The sequence below is a fragment of the Vibrio lamellibrachiae genome (assembly GCF_050337265.1).
Lineage (GTDB): Bacteria > Pseudomonadota > Gammaproteobacteria > Enterobacterales > Vibrionaceae > Vibrio > Vibrio kyushuensis.
Genome location: NZ_JAKJSU010000011.1, coordinates 66,253 through 84,193, shown reverse-complemented (window position 1 = coordinate 84,193; position 17,941 = coordinate 66,253). Strand labels below are relative to the sequence as shown.

Sequence of the window (17,941 nt, the reverse complement as noted above, 5' to 3'; positions counted from 1 at the left end):
ATAGCGGCAGTTTTTGGTTAACAGCCATATTAAATATTAGGGTAATAACAAGATGATGAAACAAGAACATCGAGTACTATTTGAGCCAAACAAAATTGGCCCAATGGAATTGAAAAACCGATACTCAATGGCGCCTATGGGGACGTTGGGTTTAGTAGATGGTGATGGTGCATACAACAAACGTGGTATTGATTACTACGTTGCACGTGCGAAAGGCGGTGTTGGCCTTATCATTACCGGTATCCATATGGCAGAGAACGAGTTAGAGCCATTGCCAATGCCTTCTCTTCCTTGTCCAACATTGAATCCAACGGCTTATTTGCGTAGTGCGAAAGAGATGTGTGAACGTGTTCATAGCCACGGTGCTAAGATCATCGGTCAGATCACAGCTGGCTGGGGCCGTTCAATGATCCCTGGTTTTACTCCTCCAGGAAAAGCAGTTGCCCCTTCAGAGTGTCCAAACCGTTTTGACCCTTCCATCATTCACCGTGAATTAACGACAGAAGAAGTTCAGTACTACATCCGTCAGTTCATTCAAACTGCTGCAATTATGAAAAAAGCAGGCTTTGACGGTGTAGAAGTTCACGCAGTACACGAAGGCTATTTATTGGATCAGTTTACACTTGAGTTCTTTAATAAGCGTACTGACCAATACGGTGGTTCATTTGAAAACCGTTATCGCTTTGCAGTAGAGATCATTAAAGGCATACGTCATGTATGTGGCGATGATTTTGCTATCACACTTCGTTACTCAGTGAAAAGTAATACCAAAGGCTTCGGTCAAGGGATCCTTCCTGGTGAAGAAGCAAAAGAAGTGGGTCGTGATTTAGATGAAGGTCTAAAAGCAGCGAAGTATCTTGTAGAAGCGGGTTGTGACGCGTTAAACGTTGATGCTGGTACTTATGATGCGTGGTATTGGAACCACCCGCCTAACTACTTTAAACCAGGAATGTACAAGCCATACTGTAAAGCCGTCGCTGAAGTGGTTGATGTACCAGTGATCATGGCTGGTCGTATGGATGAACCAAACATGGCTTCACGCGCTGTAAACGAAGGTGTGGCACAAAATATTTCTTTAGGTCGCCCATTGTTAGCAGACCCAGAGATCGTGAATAAGATTCGTCGTGGTCGCTCTGAAGAAGTTCGCCCATGTTTATCTTGTCACCTAGGTTGTTTAGGCCGCATGGCAGAAGTTGGCAACGTATCATGCGCAGTGAACCCTCAATGTGGTCGTGAAGAAGAGTACAAGCCAGAGCCGCTATACAAAAAGCAGAAGCTTGTTGTTATTGGTGGTGGTGTTGGTGGTATGGAAGCGGCACGTACAGCCGCGGACCGTGGCCACGAAGTGGTTCTGTTTGAAAAGTCAGATCGCTTAGGTGGTAATGTGATTCCTGGTAGCCAAGCACCGTTTAAACATGACGACGCAACGCTGCTAAGTTGGTATGAAGGCGAGATGAAGCGTAAGAATGTTGATGTTCGTATGAGTACCGCTGCAAATGTTGACGTAATTAATGCTGAGAAACCAGATACGGTTATCTTCGCGACAGGCTCTCGTCCTGTTGTACCTCAAAGCATTAAAGGTATCGATAAGTCTCAAGTGATCATCGCTGAAGATATGTTGATGCACCCAGAAAAAATCACCGGTCAGAACGTAACGGTTATTGGTGCGGGCCTTGTAGGCGCAGAAGCGGCTCTATGGATGGCTCAAGAAGGTAAGACGGTAACACTTGTTGATGCAGCAGATGACATCATCGGTGGCCCACACGGGACATGTTTCGCTAATTACTTAATGATGAAAGAGCTGTTAGTGAAAGAGAAAGTGACGGTGAAGACTTCAACCTTCTTGTCGCAAATTACGGATTCAGGTGTTGAATTGCACCCTGCGGATAACTCCGACGAGATTGAAGCTGTAGCTGCAGACCACGTTATCGTAGCTATTGGTTACCGTGCTGAAAACGATATGTTTAAAGAGTTAGAGACGAACCTAGATGTAGAAAACATCTACAACATCGGTGACAGTAAACAAGCTCGTACGATTATGACGGCGATTTGGGATGCCTACGAGGTCACTCGTTCTCTGTAGCTATTGATAATCAAAGTCTTAACAACAAAAAGATTTAACAAAGATAAGCATAATAATCTCCTATTAAGCTAATCACTTTGACGGTATTGGACTTACGCTGATACCGTCTTTTTTTGCTTTATTCAAAGAGTTTATGAACTGTGAATTATTTACCTAACGCAAAAGTAGGTAAAGATAAGTGCCAGCGGATCGCACCAAGACGAATGATTAAGGTGCAGCCTAAACCGGCAAGGAAAGCGGTCGTCGTGTCGAGTCCCATCAATAAAGCCATGGTATGGATAATACCGCCAACGATACAAGCCGTTGCGTAGACCTCACTTCTAAGAACCATAGGGACTTCTCGGGCGAGCATATCGCGAATAATGCCACCTCCGCAGCCGGTGATCACTCCCATAATGACGGCAACCATCGCCGAATCTTGATACATCAACGATTTTTCAACACCAATGCCAACGAATACAGCCAAACCGATAGCATCGCAAACGGGCAAGATCCACCAAGCGAGTCGTTTTGGTCGACGAACAATTAACATGGTAATGAGGCAGGTAATAAAGATAACCCAAAGGTAGGTGGTATCGGTAATCCAAAAAACGGGCGTAGCACCTAAGGCCATATCACGGATGGTACCGCCACCAATTGCGGTCACGCTTCCTAGTACAATTACACCAAAAGGATCCATTTTTAGTCGTCCAGCCAGTAGTACGCCAGAGATAGCGAAAATGGCGGTGCCAAATAGATCAAATAGATAAAGCGCCATGGAGTCCATGTTACAGATTACTCTTATTTAGTGGTGGAAAATTTCAGGCCGAAATTGTACGTAATTCTCCATCAAAACGTTAGCGTTTTTCTCGAATTGACTGTAAGTGTTCGCAGACTTGTTCGATAGCCAAAAGTGTTCTTGGTGTTGGTCGATTTAACCAGTCAGATTGAAGTGTCCAAACCGACTCATTTTTAATTGCAGGCAGTTGCTCTTGCCATTTTAGCCACATATTGCCATCGCTCATTGCGTGCTCAGATAAAAACAGTGCTTCTGGTTGAGCGACAACGACTTGTTCAATACCAACTTGAGGGTATGACGTTGGGCTCTTCTCAAATATATTTACTCCACCACAAAATGAGAAGACCTCACTAGGCCAGTGCCCCTGGGCCACGGTAATGATCGGTTTTTCGCTGAGCTGATAAAAATAGCGAACAGGTTCATCTACTTGATATTTATTCGATAACTCAGTGAGTTGCTTGCGAAATTCTTTAGCTTGATGATAACCGTATTCAGGGTTGTCGCTGTAGTGACTTAGCTGTTCGATATTGTCAGCAATATCATCAAGGGTTGACGTCGTTGAGTAGTAGATATTAAAGCCAAATCGTTCCAGCATCTCTAACTCTTTTTGCGGATTTCCTGATGGCCAAGCAATAATGAGGTCGGGTTGAAGTGCAATGATTCTTTCAAGCTTCATACCTTGATAGTTAGCGACTTTCTCAAGGCTTTGGACTGATTCGGGATAATCACTCATGGCACTGACCGCAATAAGTTTATCGCCAAGGCCTGCGGCGAAAGCTATTTCAGTTGCGTGTGGTGCCAAAGAGATAATGCGCTCTACGGGAGTTGAATCGATTGTTGTCGCTTGTACGGATAGAGAAAATAAAGAGCCAGAAGCGAGGTGCAGTAAAACAGAAATGAAGCGAGGCATTTAAAACCCTTGATAAATGATAAAAAGAACGGTGCTTTGAATAAGGACCCAAGCAAATACACGCCATGCAATGAGAGTCTGGATCTGTGATAAGTGGATTGCAGCAGGGGCGATACGTCCGCCTATTTTAGCTCGTACACTTTTACGTTTTTCATAGATAGCAGGGCCACCGAGTGAGAGTTCAAGCTTGTTTCCAACCGAAGTCAGTAGCCATGCTGGCCCCGGTAGTGGCCATGATGAACTTTGAGTCAGCATAGCTTTGAATGTATAGGTTGCTTTGTTTCCGCAGACAATAAACAGTGCGAATAGACGCAAAGGAATAAAATCCAGTACAGCAACGGCTCGAGTAACCGTGATTCCAAACGGCGAAAAGGTTGAGCGAGATGGTGACCAAGCCCTAGCTAATTCTGCGGATAAACGATACACCAACGCCCCTCCGCCTCCAGCAATGGCAAACCAAAAAAGAACGCATACGACATTGCGACCGTAGCCCATAATAATGGTCTCAGCACCTGCTTTCCCTAACCCTAAGGCTGATAAGCTGGTGGTATCTCGATTAAGCACAGGTGAGAGTAGTGTCCTTGCCCCTACTTTATCATCATGCGCCAGTGCTTTGGTTAATCCATTAGCCAGCTTTTCATTACTTCGCCAATCTATTGCCAAGAGTAATAAAGCAAGCTCAAACAGCTGCGGTTGCCAAACTAGCGGCTTTAACGCCCAAAGGACCAGTAGAGTCGGTATAACCATTAACAGCCAAGCCAGCGTACCGGAAATAAGACTTTGAGAGTAATTGCTATTGATATTCACCTTGTCAGCCAGTTGCTCGGCGAATTTATGCCATAACGTGACCGGGTGAGCTTCTCTGGGAATGGGGATAATTAGGTGGAATAGCAATGCTCCCCACATAACGAGGAGCGTTCCATTTGAATATAGCTGACTAAAAATTTCTTCCATGATATTTGTCGTTAATTACTCTAGCGTCAGTGACTCTTCAGTTTACTACTTAAGCAGTTGCACCATTTTAATTACCATTTCTGATGAGCTTTGCGCTGCTAATGGCAAAAACTCTTCAAAACTCATTGGTGACTCTTTATCTGCCACATCCGAAATAGCACGAACAACAACAAATGGAACGTTAAACTGATGACAAGTTTGTGCAATAGCAGACGCTTCCATTTCAACCGCAATCACCGATGGGAAATACTTGCGTATGAACTCTTGGCGCTCAGCGCTACAAACGAACGCATCGCCAGTGCAAATTAGACCACGAACGGCATGCTTATCTTCCATTTGTGTCAGCGCTTGCTCTGCGATATCCATTAATTTTTGGTCTGCGGTGAAAGCGGCAGGTTGACCAGCCATTTGACCAATTTCATAACCAAATGCCGTTACATCAGCGTCATGATGGCGAACTTCTGTTGAAATAACCACATCGCCAAGGTTAAGCGTTGAATCAAAACCACCGGCAGAGCCTGTATTAATTACAACATCTGGTTGATATTCATCAAGTAATACTGTTGTGCCAATAGCCGCGGCTACTTTACCAATGCCTGATTGTAAAACGACCACATCAACACCGTTTAATTCACCAGAGAAGAAAGTACAGCCAGCTTTGCTGACTTCTTTGCAGTTCGTAATGGCTTGCTTTAGGATGCTTACTTCTTGTTCCATTGCGCCAATGATGCCGATTTTCATGTTTGTTCCTAGTAAATTAATTAAAGGTGTTAAGCCTAAGTTTAACATGAAAAAATTCGACGCAAATAATCTTTAAGCGATAGGGTGAGGGTGTGGGCAAATTCAAGTTACCATATTCAGTTGCCATAGTTCTGAGATTCCCCTATAATCCGCGCTTCGCGTAGTGGCTGAATCAGAGATTGGCTGCTACAACTACAAACCTACTCTTATTAGGAGAGCATTATGTCTCTGAATGCAGAAACTAAAGCAGCAATCGTTGCAGAATACGCACAATCTGAAGGCGACACTGGTTCACCAGAAGTTCAAGTAGCACTACTTACTGCTTCTATCAACCACCTTCAAGGTCACTTCAAAGCTCACAAAGGCGATCACCACAGCCGCCGTGGTCTTCTACGCATGGTATCTAGCCGTCGTAAACTTCTTGATTACTTGAAAGGCAAAGACCTAGCTCGTTACCAAGATCTAATCAAACGTCAAGGTCTACGTCGCTAATAGTAGCTGCATAGAAAGTTTGTTTAGAAAGGGGCTATATGCCCCTTTTTTGTTGCCTGCGATTTACTGCTTTTGTTATATCTTGTCTTTACCTTCTTGTTTCTAAACTTCCCTTGCGCATTTATTCCAACTCAATCCCCATTTATTCTCGGTGATAGCTTATTTATTTTCGGTCAGAGAAAAGGGGAATAGCAAAACACCACTCATATGGTTTATACTACGCCTCGCCTGTAATGCTCTCGCATTTGGCAGATAAAATTGTTCAAGAATTACAGTCACAGATGTCGGCCTATTGGTCGCGACTATTCAAAAGCGATTAGGTTAATCAACTATTACCCTTAGTCTCTTTTCACTAGTCGCGATTGGTAATCTCTTGAACTGTCACTTACTTATTCTAAAGTTACTCTTTAGATCAAGGATATATAATGTTTGAAAAACCAGTTGTAAAGTCGTTTCAATACGGCAATCACACAGTTACTCTAGAAACTGGCGTTATCGCACGTCAAGCTACTGCTGCTGTAATGGCGACTATGGACGATACATCAGTATTCGTTTCTGTTGTTGCTAAAAAAGAAGCGGTTGCAGGTCAAGACTTCTTCCCGCTAACAGTTAACTACCAAGAGCGTACATACGCTGCTGGTAAAATTCCTGGTGGTTTCTTCAAGCGTGAAGGTCGTCCTTCAGAAGCTGAGACACTAACAGCACGTCTAATTGACCGTCCAATTCGTCCACTTTTCCCAAGTGCGTTTAAAAACGAAGTTCAGGTTATCGCTACGGTTGTGTCTATCAACCCAGACGTAAACCCAGACATGATCACTATGATCGCAACGTCTGCAGCTCTTGCTATCTCTGGTGCACCATTCAATGGTCCTATCGGTGCTGCACGTGTTGGTCACGTTGATGGTCAACTAGTACTTAACCCTTCAAACACTGAGCTTGAAAGCTCTAAACTGGATCTTGTTGTATCTGGTACTGAAGGCGCGGTACTTATGGTTGAATCTGAAGCTGATAACCTTTCAGAAGAAGAGATGCTTTCTGCTGTTGTTTACGGTCACGACCAACAACAAGTAGTAATCAAAGCGATCAACGAGTTTGCTGCTGAAGTTGCAACTCCTTCTTGGAACTGGACAGCGCCAGAAGTAAACGCAGAGCTTAAAGCACAAGTTGCTGAGCTTGCTGAAACTCGTCTTTCTGAAGCTTACCAAATTACTGAAAAGATGGCTCGCTACGAGCAAGTTGGCGCAATTAAGAACGAAGCAGTTGCTGCTCTAGTTGCACAAAACGAAGAACTGGACGAGCGCGAAATCCGCGGCATGCTTGGTTCTCTAGAGAAAAACGTTGTACGTAGCCGCATCATTGCTGGTAACCCACGTATCGATGGCCGTGAAAAAGACATGGTTCGTGCACTAGATGTACGTACTGGCGTTCTTCCACGTACACACGGTTCTTCTCTATTCACTCGTGGTGAAACTCAAGCACTTGTTACTGCAACGCTTGGTACACAACGTGATGCACAAATTATCGATAGCCTAATGGGTGAGAAGAAAGATCACTTCCTTCTACACTACAACTTCCCTCCATACTGTGTAGGTGAGACTGGTTTCGTTGGTTCTCCTAAGCGTCGTGAAATCGGCCACGGTAAACTAGCTAAGCGCGGTATTGCTGCGGTTATGCCTTCAATTGAAGAATTCCCATACACAGTACGTGTTGTATCGGAAATCACTGAATCTAACGGTTCTTCTTCAATGGCTTCTGTATGTGGTACATCTCTAGCGCTTATGGATGCTGGTGTTCCAATCAAAGCTTCTGTTGCAGGTATTGCAATGGGTCTTGTTAAAGAAGGCGACGATTTCGTTGTTCTTTCTGACATCCTTGGCGACGAAGATCACCTAGGTGACATGGACTTTAAAGTAGCAGGTACTAACGAAGGTATTACTGCACTTCAAATGGACATCAAGATCGAAGGTATCACTAAAGAGATCATGCAGATCGCTCTAAACCAAGCACAAGGTGCGCGTAAGCACATCCTTACTGTTATGGATGAAGCGCTTGGTGGTGCTCGTGATGATATCTCTGAATTTGCTCCACGTATCCACACGCTGAAAATCAACACTGATAAGATCCGTGATGTAATCGGTAAAGGTGGCGCAGTTATCCGTGCTCTTTGTGAAGAGACTGGTACAACAATCGAAATCGAAGACGACGGTACAGTTAAGATCGCTGCAACGTCTGGTGAGCAAGCTGACGACGCAATCAACCGCATCAAAGCACTTACTGCTGAAGTTGAAGTTGGTACTATCTACACAGGTAAAGTTGCACGTCTAGCTGACTTCGGTGCTTTCGTTACTATTCTTCCTGGTAAAGATGGTCTAGTACACATTTCTCAAATCGCTGACAAGCGTATCGAGAAAGTGTCTGATTACCTGACTGAAGGTCAAGAAGTAAAAGTTAAAGTTCTTGAAATCGACCGTCAAGGCCGTGTACGTCTAAGCATGAAAGAAGCGGTAGATAAGCCTGCTGAAGAAACTCCAGCAACTGACGCTGAGTAATTCGCTATACTTAACTAGGTAATTTAACCTATTGAGTATAAAGCATGTTATAAAGGGAGCATTATCGCTCCCTTTTTTATTATCTAAATTCCAGCAAATTCATGTTGGGCGACAGGAGTATCTATTTGTGAAATGGTTTCGTAGCGCCACTATCAGTGCAATTTTGTTGGTAACAGCGGGTTGTGCATCTACCTCTACAACTGATCAAGAACAGTGGATTTATCCACCTATGGCGGTGCCTCTGCAGGCAAGTGTCCAGCAAGAAGTTCAAATTGCTCGTTTAACTCAGCTTCTTCAACGTGCTGATTTAAAAGATGAAGTAAGAGCTAAAATGCATTATGAACGTGGCAACTACTATGACAGTGTTGGCTTACGTGATTTAGCTCGATTGGATTTCAATCAATCACTTTCATTAAACCCTGCACAACCAGATATCTTTAACTTACTGGGTGTCTACTTTACTCAAGTGGGTGAGTTCGATGCAGCCTACGAAGCATTTGACTCTACTTTGGAACTGGATCCTGATAACTCTTATGCGGAACGCAATCGTGCTATAGCGTTATATTATGGTGGACGTATTGATTTAGCGTTTGAAGAAATGTCTCAGCACTTTGAACGTGATACGAGTGATCCATTTGGCGCACTTTGGCTTTACATTATCCAGTCTGAATTAGATTATGAAGTTGCAAAAGCAGACCTGAAAACTCGATATGATGCTCGTAGTGAAGAGTGGGGCTGGGTTCTCGTCGGTTTAACACTCAATGAAATTTCAGAAGAAAACGCATTTAAAGCGATCTTAGTTGGCACGCGAGACAACACGTTACTAGCTCAGCGACTGACTGAAGTTTACTTCTATATGGCGAAGCGTCACCAACAAGACGGTGATTTTGCAAGTGCTATCTCTTTGTACAAGCTAGCATTAGCTGGCAATGTTTTTGAGTATGTTGAGCACCGCTATTCATTCTTAGAACTGAGCCGTATTTACAATCAAGTTAAAGCCGAACAGTTAGCCAAGGCGAAGCTTGAAGCTGAAACAGAGAAACAGGCCGAACAGCAAGCTAAGAGCGATCAATAACCGAACGTCCAATACGCTCTAAATAGAACCGTTTTTTACTGTAGCTACTGAAAGTAGTGTCGAGTAAAAAGCGGTTTTTTATTGTCTTTTATAAATTATGCATTATTATAGTTAGCCTTGCTAACTAAGTAACTTCGACTGTGCTAAGTGATAACCTAGAAAAAATTGAACGATTTGCTTCGAAAATATGGCGAGTACAGAGCAAAGCCGACCCTATTGGTCAGCTGAGCTTTAACGAATACGACTATTTGAAGGTGATTCAATCTTCAAAAGAAGCGATTCGATTAACGGATCTTGCCAGCGAGATGCAAGTCTCTAAACCTTCAGCGACCAACATGGTTAAACGGCTAGAGAGAAAAGATTTGGTTCAGCGCTTAAGCTGCCCTGAGGATGCGCGTTCAAAACGGGTCATATTAACAGAGAAGGCAATTGTTGGGTTAGAGGATGAAAGTCGAGTGTATGAAGTCATGGCACAAAAACTAGAGCTGAATTTATCCAATGAACAAGTAGAGCAATTAAATAGCCTTCTAAAAAAAGCGCTTAAATAAACATTTAATTATTTAGTTAGCTATGTTAACTAAATGAGATTGGCTCGTGTTAATGAACACGTGCTTCCTTAAATATATAAAAATTCAGTGAGAAGTCATTATGAGTAACAGCATATACCGTCAGTTCTGGCGTTATACGATCCCTACCGTAGCCGCAATGCTGGTCAATGGTTTGTATCAAGTTGTTGATGGAATATTCATTGGTCACTATGTTGGCGCAGATGGATTAGCAAGTATTAACCTAGCGTGGCCCGTTATCGGAACCATCATGGGTTTAGGGATGATGATTGGTGTCGGGACTGGCGCTTTTGTATCTATTAAGCAAGGTGAAAAAAAGGCATTAGAGGCAAAACAAGTACTCGCAACTGGGCTGCTTGCCTTATTTTCTCTTGCGCCAATTGTCTCGGTCAGTTTATGGTTTTTATCTGACGACTTTCTGCTGTTACAAGGTGGATCTGGCAATGTATTAGCGCTTGGTATCCAGTATCTAGACGTTTTGATTGTGACGAGCGTCTTTACGCTAGGGTCAATCGCGATGCCATTCTTGCTTAGAAATGATGACAGTCCGAATTTGGCGACAATCTTGATGATCATTGGTGCGTTAATCAATATCGTTTTAGATTTTGTATTCATTGCGTGGCTTGATTGGGCATTATTGGGAGCAGCTGTCGCCACTGGTATCGCTCAGGCAATTGTTACTGTATTGGGCTTGGCTTACTTCTTCTCAAAACGTGCAAAGGTTCGATTGACAGCGACTTGCTTGGTCATGCGATGGGATGCGTTACCCAAGATTCTCTTTATAGGTGCATCGAGCTTTTTTATGTACGCTTATGGTTCGATGATGGTTGCTTTGCACAATGTTCTATTTACTCAATATGGCAGTGTGATGTACATAGGTGCTTATGCCGTATTAGGTTATATCGTCACTGTTTATTATCTAACGGTTGAAGGGGTAGCCAACGGAATGCAGCCTTTAGTGAGCTATAATTTTGGCGCTAAGAAATTCGATAATATGCGTAAGCTCTTGAAAATAGCAATGGCTACCTCTGTTCTTGGCGGTATCGCGTTTATGGCACTACTCAATCTGTTTCCATATCAAACGGTGATGATATTCAATTCAGCTGATAATGAACTTATCGAAGCGGCTGTATTGGGTATTCGTTTACACCTGTTTGCTCTGTTTTTAGATGGGTTCTTAGTGGTGACCGCCGCATATTATCAGGCCGTCAACCGAGGCAGTAAGGCGATGTTTGTGACGATAGGAAATATGCTCATTCAGCTGCCATTTTTATACTTCTTGCCGAAGATGTGGGGAATAGATGGAGTTTGGATTGCTTATCCTCTGTCTAATATCGCACTTAGCTTAGTCGTGATTGTCATGTTATTAAGAGACCTTAAACAGTTTGAACACCAGCAAAGTGACATGGTTCAAGCGTAAGGAGCAAACATAAAAAAGGTTTAACATAAGCTAAACCTTTGAATTTATTTTTGATTGGCAAGGACGCTAATCAGATATTTTTCACATCAAGTCCTGCTAATTGATGCCAGTAACCATTGCACTGTTTATCTTGAATAGTCTGCGGCTTCTGACCGTGTTCGTTTGCTCTGAACTGATCGACATCGCTAAATGTGTCTAGACCAAGAGGGCTTAAACGCACCACATCAACTAACCCTTTCATACTTGGTAAGTCATTGATCAAGTTATAACAATACCCTGATTGTGTCTGAATGCCGTTTAGGTTAAATACCGTTTGGCCTTCTTGGCTGTCTACCTGCATACCAGTTGGATACTTAATACAGCAAGTTTCACAATCATCCTTTGCCTTGTTTTCTGCGCGGGCTGTAAAGCACCGTGCGGAGTAAGCGAGAGGCAAGTAACCGTGACTAAAGACTTCCACTTCAAACTGATTTCTTATGCCAATATCATCACACTGAGTAAGAACGTTGTTTAGCCAATCTCTTGATAGTTCAACCGGCATACACCAACGAATCATGCCCTGTTTTAAGAACAGCTTCAGCGTGTGCGCATTATAAGTATTCACTGCCGGGCCAACAACGAAAGGGGTTTTGTGTTCATGCGCAAGCTGTATTGCAGAGACATCATTCGCTTCAATCGCAAAATCTCCGTTATCAATATATCGTTTCATCACATTGACTTCGCTCGGCGCTTCCAACAGAGCCATTGTGGATAGTATAACCTGCTTACCACTGCCTGTTAGCTCTTTGGCAATATCAAACCAGTGGGCAGCTTTCATTTCACGACGCTTAGAGCAGACGGCCTCTCCAAGGTAAATGATGTCCGAAGAGCTCTCTTTCGCCTGTTGATAAAAACTGTCAACGTCTTGTTTTGGCCAGAAATAAAGGAGAGGACCTAGTGCATATTTCATAGTGTTTTCCATACTGTTCTCCATAACTGAGGCTCTATTGCCACTTACGGTGGTATGCACCCAACGTCGTTTGAGTACCTTCTGAAACGTTGGCAAGTGCTGCGTTCCAAGCGGCTTCAACTTGGTAGGCTTCAGGATTGGCAAGGTAGCGATCAATCGCTGCTCTCCATGTGCGAGTCACCTGTTCTACATAAGCAGGGCTACGCTGTCGACCTTCAATCTTTACCGAAGCGACATTCGCAGCAAAAAGCTCTGGTAACATCGATAAAGTATTTAAACTGGTTGGCTCTTCTAGCGCGTGATAAAGCTTACGCTCACCGTCAACATCGGCTTCAAATCTGCCTTTGCATAATGTAGGGTAGCCCGCGTTTTCACCCGCAGCATATTTATCAATAAGGATCTCATTTAAACGAGACTCTAGGCCAGAATCGGTCTCTTGCCAACGTACGTATTTAGCTGGGGAGCAGGCCCCTACTGTATTTGGTGATTCACCTGTCATGTACGACGATAGGTAGCAACGCCCTTCAGCCATGATACACAGGCTGCCAAAAGCGAACACTTCAAGTTCAACGCCTTGAGGGATGTTACGGGATAGCTGTTTAACCTGATGAATGGATAAAACACGTGGCAGAACAACACGCTTCACGTTGAAGTTTTGCTGATAGAAATTGATGGCGGCTACGTTAGTGGCAGACGCTTGAACCGACAAATGTAATTCAAGATCAGGGTATTTATTAGCCGCGTATTCAAGAACTGCAATATCGGCAACAATTAGCGCATCGACACCCAAAGCCGCGGCATTATCGACGGCACTCGTCCAACGCTCAAACCCATTAGGGTGTGCAAAAGTATTTAGTGCGACATGAATTTTTTTACTGCGGTCGTGAACATATTGCACCGCTTTATCTAATTTTTTTCCGGCAAAGTTAAGACCTGCAAAATGACGCGCATTCGTATCATCTTTAAAGCCAATATATACCGCATCAGCACCACAATCGATGGCCGTTTTGAGTGCAGGCAAATTACCTGCTGGGCATAGGAGTTCCATTGCTCAGTACCAATTTTTTCAAAGTGACCGCATTTTATGAAGAATTATGAATAGCGAATTTGATGTAAGGCAGGTTTCGGTGAATAAATCAGGTTTCAATGAGCAATTAGTGACAAATAGCTAAATGGGGGTAGCGAGATCAGAGGTTAACTTTTATGTCGACGATTCTGGACAAAGAGCTCTTCAACTTCTTGCTTTGGTTGAGGGCGATAGAAATGGAATCCTTGTATTGAATGGCAATTGAGATTAGACAGGAGTGTCGCTTGCTGCTGTGTTTCGACACCTTCTGCAACCACAGACAAATCTAATGATTTACCAAGATTGATGATGTTTTCAATAACAGTAATCTGTTTTGGTAGGGTGTCTATATCACTGATGAAAGCGCGATCTATTTTAAGCTCATCGATAGGGAAGCGAGCCAAATAAGAGAGAGATGAGTAGCCAGTACCAAAGTCATCGATTGAGAGTGAAAAGCCTAGCTTCTTGATGGCGTTGAGCATTTGAATCGTATGCTCACTGTCACTCATTACGGCGCTTTCTGTCAGCTCAAAGGTAATACAGTTAGGATCAAGATCGGTTGAACGGAGTAGTTTCTCCATATAATCAATCAATTTAGGGTTTCCAAACTGCTCAGGAGATAAATTGATCGCCACTCGACCCGGTAAAATACCTTGAAGCTTCCAGCGTTTTACCGTGGCGAATACTTCACGCATGACTACTCGACCTAGATGCTCAATTAGCCCGGCTTTTTCAGCAACAGGAATGAAGGAAGATGGGCTGATATAGCCCTCTACCGGGTGCTTCCAGCGTATTAAAGCTTCAGCGCCGTTGATGCTAAAATCACGGGCATTAACCTTAGGTTGATACCAAACCTCTAAGCCATTTTGCTGGAGTGCTTTTTGTAGTTCGATCTCTAGCCATAATCTCATCCTAGCTTCTTTGTTCATCTGATCATTAAATTTAATCAAACGATTTCGACCACGATCTTTCGCTTCGTACATCGCAGTATCAGCATTTTGCAGTAAGATCCGTGCATCGTTACCATCACCAGGGTAGGCAACGCTACCAATTGAGCATGATAGGCGCTTACTAAAGTGGTGAAGATCAAAGGGTTGATTAATTAGACCAATAATTCGTTCAGCTAGGATCTCCGCCATTCGATTGTTTTCAGGTTGAGGCAAAATCAAACCAAATTCATCGCCACCTAAATGGCCAAGAATGGCTTGTTGAGGCAATAAGCGCTTTAGACGAGAAGAAACTTCTTTAATGACCTTATCGCCAATGTGATGACCTAAAGAGTCGTTAATGTTTTTGAAGTTATCGATATCGAGATAGAGCATGATGAGTGGTGTTTCATTTTGAATGAACTGCTCTAAACGTTTGGTAAAACCAAAGCGATTGAACGATCCCGTCAACGTATCGATATGTGCATCTTCTTGTGAAGAGCTAGAAAGCTGCTTGGAAGCGCTTTCAGCGTCTTGAATCAACACCAATTGTGATTTATTGCCGAGCACAATAGTGGAGTCAGCATGAAGTTGTACTTTTCTCTCTAAACCGCAACGAGGTCCGGTAAGACAAATAAATGGAGCGTCGGCAATGAGCGTGCTTAAAGGGGTGTTAAATACGGTTTTACTTTTTTCATCAACAAACAGTCGAGTAAGGTCTTCGCCTAGCAGGTCTGCGGTTGAATTCATCCCCAGCAAACGAATAGCCGATGGGTTAGCAGAGATAATACAGTCGTCTTCCACGAGAAGCAGTCCGTCAGGAAGAAGTGATGCAAGTGTTGAGTATTTACTTTCCGACTCTTCGAGAGAGCGAATTAAGATCTGTTTTTCAGACGTATCGATAGCATGAAAAACAATTTGCTCAACCTTATTACCATTGATGATAGGGGATAAGCTGAAGTGTAAGCTGGTATCAACATCTATCTCATGAAGCGTTATTTCTGCTTCAAGTGTTTCGCCTTTAAAGGCTCGGTCATAATAAGGTTTGATGTGCTGATAAAAATGACTCCCAAGAATTTGAGTATCATTCATACCAGTGAGTTCGTTTAACGAAAGACCTGCAATGTCACAGTACCGTTCATTGACCATACTGTAGCTATGCTGCTCGTCTAAGACGGCAAAAAAGAAAGGGCTGTGTAGTGTGATTTTTTCAAACCAGTGCTGTAATTGTTGCGCAGGCATCAATAACTACCAACTCTCCATTGCGTTTAGAGTTTCACAGATGTCGTGAAACATGAGACGATACATTAACTATACCCGTGATTCCTTATATGTAAAAGCTTCTGCTCGCTATAAAGCTTTTGTTCTATATAAAGCTTTAATGCTATATAAAGTAAAAAACACAATGTTGAGTTTTTTGACACATAACAGGAATCTGTACCAGTACATCAATTATGATGAAACATTATATTTACAAAGTAACGGATAACACGCGTGATAAACAAGATTCGTACTCAACTAGTTCAAAATGCAGCATCAATTTTGCGATCTCCAGTCCACTTTTTACCTCAAATTGTTCAAAAAAAAGCCTTGCTAGAAGCAATGAAAGCGGTCTTTAAAGAAGCGCTTGAAGATGGTGATTTTGAGTTTTTAGAAGATAAGTGGTTAAAGGTTGAAGTTCGCGATATGGAACTGTGTTGGTATATCAGTTATCAGCAAGAGAAATTAATTGTTGCGGATAATCCAGTCACCGAAGATGTGAGCTTTTCTGGAGACCTTAACGACCTGGTTCTTATTGCAGGGCGAAAAGAAGACCCGGATACACTATTTTTCCAACGCAGACTTTCTATTGAAGGCGATACTGAGCTGGGTTTGGAAGTAAAGAACTTAATGGATAGCGTTGATTTAGAACTTTTGCCTAAGCCGATGCAGCTTGTTTTAGCGCAGTTAGCAGACTTTGTACAAAAAGGTGTTCAAGCATCTGTGAGCAATAATGAGGTAGCCAATGCTTATACGAACTGAAGCTCCAGTTGATATTTTACCGATTGACCGTTTAGTCAAATCAGCCTTTGATACAGAAGCTGAAGCGAATTTGGTCATGAAACTTCGTGAGAATAGTCATCTAACGCTTTCGTTAGTGGCCTGCACCGATGAAGGCGAAGTGATTGCCCACGCAATGTTTAGCCCAATTGTCGTTGAAGGCGAAGATCATCACTGGCAGGGCTTAGCTCCAGTCTGTGTAAAAGAAGAGTATCGCAATCAAGGCATTGCTGAATCTTTAGTGAAAGAAGGGCTCTCTTCGCTACTGGAGTTTGGATACCCGGTATGTGTGGTGTTGGGTGATCCTAGTTACTACTCTCGTTTTGGTTTTGTAAGTGCTAGCCAACACGGTTTTCATTGCCAATGGGACGTGCCTGAAGGGGCGTTTCAAATAGTTGAGCTTGCGGACGGGCAATTAGCGTCGCGCTCTGGTTTGATTGAATATTGCCCTGAATTTAGTGAGCTAGATTAAGCGCTTTCTTTATTGGTTATATTTGTTAGGATCGACGCGTTTTTACGTTTCGCAGGTTACTGTCAATGTCACAAACTGAACTTCAATATTTGCAGGAAATGGGAATCGACACTTGGCAGTTAAGTCATCCTGAGCGGATAGAAGGCTATCAATCGCCTCACTTTAACTTACCATCTAGTTGTAAGTTGTTGTTGGTTTCCAGTGAGCGACCAAGTGGTGAGTTAGCCGTGATGTTCGAACGTGTACTCAAAAGTATTAAGCTTTCGTTAGATCAAGCGCTGCACATCTACCCTGAGCAATTAGCATCTTTAGGTGAGCATCAGCTTACTTGGATCTGGTATGCGGGTGAGGCGTCTGTAGAGGACGCCATTACAGCTAAAAAATTAGAATCACCACTCCTTTCATCAATTAATGGCCACAATGAGCACCGAAGAGCACTTTGGCAGCAAATTTGTTCTTACGAGTAATGATATAAATGTTTGAAATTATCCCTCTTAACGAGTCTCACCTAACGTCTGTTTTTTCAATTGAGCAGAGTGCTCATTCTCATCCGTGGGCTGGATCCATGATCCGTGATGTGAATAGTCGTGGAGCGTGCCATCATGTGATGCTGGTGGATAAGCAGGTTGTAGGCTATTTTTACGCGCAGAATATAGTCGGTGAAGTGACACTACTTAATATTGCCGTCGATCCTAAGTCGCAAGGAAAAGGCTACGGTAAAGAGCTAACAGAGTTCTTTTTAGAAATGTGTGAAAAAGCAAATGCTGAGAGTGCTTGGCTTGAAGTGAGAGAAAGTAATAAGAAAGCGTATCAGCTGTATGAGTCGGCAGGGTTTAATGAACTCGATCGACGAGTAAATTATTATCCAACCGATAAAGGTAAGGAAGATGCCATTATCATGAGCTATCTGTTCTTATAAA

Annotated in this window: 17 protein-coding genes; 10 read left to right on the top strand and 7 right to left on the bottom strand. The window is 43.1% G+C overall.

Annotation, left to right across the window (positions count from 1 at the left end; translation table 11 throughout):
- Positions 1 to 52 precede the first annotated feature (52 nt).
- Positions 53 to 2,083, top strand: coding sequence for an oxidoreductase (locus L4C54_RS18545; protein ID WP_428809318.1), 2,031 nt, complete (start codon positions 53 to 55; stop codon positions 2,081 to 2,083).
- A gap of 145 nt (positions 2,084 to 2,228) precedes the next feature.
- Here the strand turns inward: L4C54_RS18545 and L4C54_RS18540 are convergent, their stop codons facing one another.
- The 4 genes from L4C54_RS18540 to mtnN all read right to left on the bottom strand — a co-directional run bounded on the left by L4C54_RS18540 (position 2,229) and on the right by mtnN (position 5,466).
- Positions 2,229 to 2,849 (bottom strand): TRIC cation channel family protein, encoded by a 621-nt coding sequence (locus L4C54_RS18540; RefSeq protein ID WP_428803248.1) that lies wholly within the window; start codon positions 2,847 to 2,849, stop codon positions 2,229 to 2,231.
- Positions 2,850 to 2,919: 70 nt separating this feature from the next.
- The gene (gene btuF / locus L4C54_RS18535) at positions 2,920 to 3,771 is read right to left on the bottom strand and encodes a vitamin B12 ABC transporter substrate-binding protein BtuF (protein ID WP_428809317.1); all 852 of its coding nucleotides are present in this window, start codon (positions 3,769 to 3,771) and stop codon (positions 2,920 to 2,922) included.
- Positions 3,772 to 4,725 (bottom strand): cobalamin biosynthesis family protein, encoded by a 954-nt coding sequence (locus L4C54_RS18530; RefSeq protein WP_428809316.1) that lies wholly within the window; start codon positions 4,723 to 4,725, stop codon positions 3,772 to 3,774.
- Between the two features lie 45 nt (positions 4,726 to 4,770).
- Positions 4,771 to 5,466 carry a 5'-methylthioadenosine/S-adenosylhomocysteine nucleosidase gene (gene mtnN / locus L4C54_RS18525; protein ID WP_428809315.1) on the bottom strand — a complete coding sequence of 232 codons (696 nt, stop codon included), beginning with the start codon at positions 5,464 to 5,466 and terminating at the stop codon, positions 4,771 to 4,773.
- 222 nt (positions 5,467 to 5,688) lie between these two features.
- Here mtnN and rpsO point away from each other — a divergent pair, with 222 nt between their 5' ends.
- The 5 genes from rpsO to L4C54_RS18500 all read left to right on the top strand — a co-directional run bounded on the left by rpsO (position 5,689) and on the right by L4C54_RS18500 (position 11,568).
- Positions 5,689 to 5,958, top strand: coding sequence for a 30S ribosomal protein S15 (gene rpsO, locus L4C54_RS18520; RefSeq protein ID WP_017035498.1), 270 nt, complete (start codon positions 5,689 to 5,691; stop codon positions 5,956 to 5,958).
- A gap of 425 nt (positions 5,959 to 6,383) precedes the next feature.
- Positions 6,384 to 8,507 (top strand): polyribonucleotide nucleotidyltransferase, encoded by a 2,124-nt coding sequence (gene pnp / locus L4C54_RS18515; RefSeq protein ID WP_428809314.1) that lies wholly within the window; start codon positions 6,384 to 6,386, stop codon positions 8,505 to 8,507.
- 127 nt (positions 8,508 to 8,634) lie between these two features.
- Positions 8,635 to 9,582 carry a lipoprotein NlpI gene (gene nlpI, locus L4C54_RS18510; RefSeq protein ID WP_428803253.1) on the top strand — a complete coding sequence of 316 codons (948 nt, stop codon included), beginning with the start codon at positions 8,635 to 8,637 and terminating at the stop codon, positions 9,580 to 9,582.
- 140 nt (positions 9,583 to 9,722) lie between these two features.
- The gene (locus L4C54_RS18505; RefSeq protein ID WP_428803254.1) at positions 9,723 to 10,130 is read left to right on the top strand and encodes a MarR family winged helix-turn-helix transcriptional regulator; all 408 of its coding nucleotides are present in this window, start codon (positions 9,723 to 9,725) and stop codon (positions 10,128 to 10,130) included.
- Positions 10,131 to 10,230: 100 nt separating this feature from the next.
- On the top strand, positions 10,231 to 11,568 hold the full coding sequence (locus tag L4C54_RS18500; protein WP_428803255.1) for an MATE family efflux transporter: 1,338 nt from the start codon (positions 10,231 to 10,233) through the stop codon (positions 11,566 to 11,568).
- A 70-nt stretch (positions 11,569 to 11,638) separates the two neighbouring features.
- On the opposite strand, the gene L4C54_RS18495 is transcribed toward L4C54_RS18500, so the two are convergent.
- The 3 genes from L4C54_RS18495 to L4C54_RS18485 form a co-directional block, all read right to left on the bottom strand.
- Complete coding sequence (locus L4C54_RS18495) at positions 11,639 to 12,517, bottom strand: U32 family peptidase (protein WP_428803314.1); 879 nt, start codon at positions 12,515 to 12,517, stop codon at positions 11,639 to 11,641.
- A gap of 34 nt (positions 12,518 to 12,551) precedes the next feature.
- Positions 12,552 to 13,565 carry a ubiquinone anaerobic biosynthesis protein UbiU gene (gene ubiU, locus L4C54_RS18490; protein ID WP_428803256.1) on the bottom strand — a complete coding sequence of 338 codons (1,014 nt, stop codon included), beginning with the start codon at positions 13,563 to 13,565 and terminating at the stop codon, positions 12,552 to 12,554.
- A gap of 146 nt (positions 13,566 to 13,711) precedes the next feature.
- Entirely contained in the window at positions 13,712 to 15,751 is a 2,040-nt protein-coding gene (locus L4C54_RS18485) for an EAL domain-containing protein (protein WP_428803257.1), read from the bottom strand.
- A gap of 252 nt (positions 15,752 to 16,003) precedes the next feature.
- On the opposite strand from L4C54_RS18485, the gene ubiT reads away from it, so the two are divergent.
- The 4 genes from ubiT (at position 16,004) to rimI (ending at position 17,940) form a co-directional block, all read left to right on the top strand.
- The gene (ubiT, locus tag L4C54_RS18480; RefSeq protein WP_428803258.1) at positions 16,004 to 16,531 is read left to right on the top strand and encodes a ubiquinone anaerobic biosynthesis accessory factor UbiT; all 528 of its coding nucleotides are present in this window, start codon (positions 16,004 to 16,006) and stop codon (positions 16,529 to 16,531) included.
- Positions 16,515 to 17,021, top strand: a complete 507-nt coding sequence (locus tag L4C54_RS18475; protein WP_428803259.1) for a GNAT family N-acetyltransferase — start codon at positions 16,515 to 16,517, stop codon at positions 17,019 to 17,021. Before ubiT ends, L4C54_RS18475 begins: the two co-directional genes overlap by 17 nt.
- A gap of 65 nt (positions 17,022 to 17,086) precedes the next feature.
- Entirely contained in the window at positions 17,087 to 17,488 is a 402-nt protein-coding gene (locus tag L4C54_RS18470) for a DNA polymerase III subunit psi (protein ID WP_428809313.1), read from the top strand.
- A gap of 8 nt (positions 17,489 to 17,496) precedes the next feature.
- Positions 17,497 to 17,940 carry a ribosomal protein S18-alanine N-acetyltransferase gene (gene rimI / locus L4C54_RS18465; RefSeq protein ID WP_428809312.1) on the top strand — a complete coding sequence of 148 codons (444 nt, stop codon included), beginning with the start codon at positions 17,497 to 17,499 and terminating at the stop codon, positions 17,938 to 17,940.
- The last annotated feature ends 1 nt before the right edge of the window (position 17,941 follow it).